A 419-nucleotide genomic window follows, 5' to 3' on the forward strand; every position below is an offset into this window, starting at 1 on the left:
TCCTGCACGCCCACCCACGAAATGGATCCCGCCGTCACCCGACAGCAGCAATCCTCACGCTCCGTGAATCAGCGGGGCTAGGCGGACTACTTGGCGGTCGACTTTTTCGCAGTTGATTTCTTGGCCGGCTCCTTCTTCGCCGGCTCCTTCTTTGCCGCTGCCTTCTTGGCGGGAATCTTCTTCGCCGCCGTCTTCTTGGCCGGATTCTTCTTCGCCGAGCTTGACTGCTCTTCTTGACCGACGACTTCTTCGCGGAGCCGGAGTTCTCGTCGTCTTCGTCGTCGTCTTCGTCGTCGCTGGCGGCTGCGTCGCCGCCGCGGTCCTTCACACTCGCCCGCAGGGCGGCAAGCAGGTCGGCGACCTCGTCATCACCGTCGTCGTCGCTCGCCTCTTTGTTTGGGACGCCTTTCTGAAAGCGC

The 419-nt window shown here is 62.5% G+C and carries 1 pseudogene; it reads right to left on the reverse strand.

What is annotated here, in order from left to right:
- Positions 1-86: 86 nt before the first annotated feature.
- Positions 87-419: pseudogene (locus G6021_RS17705) on the reverse strand (Ku protein); the annotation flags it as partial.

It is taken from the genome of Dietzia sp. CW19 (genome assembly GCF_014145265.1).
GTDB classification, from domain to species: Bacteria; Actinomycetota; Actinomycetes; order Mycobacteriales; family Mycobacteriaceae; genus Dietzia; species Dietzia natronolimnaea.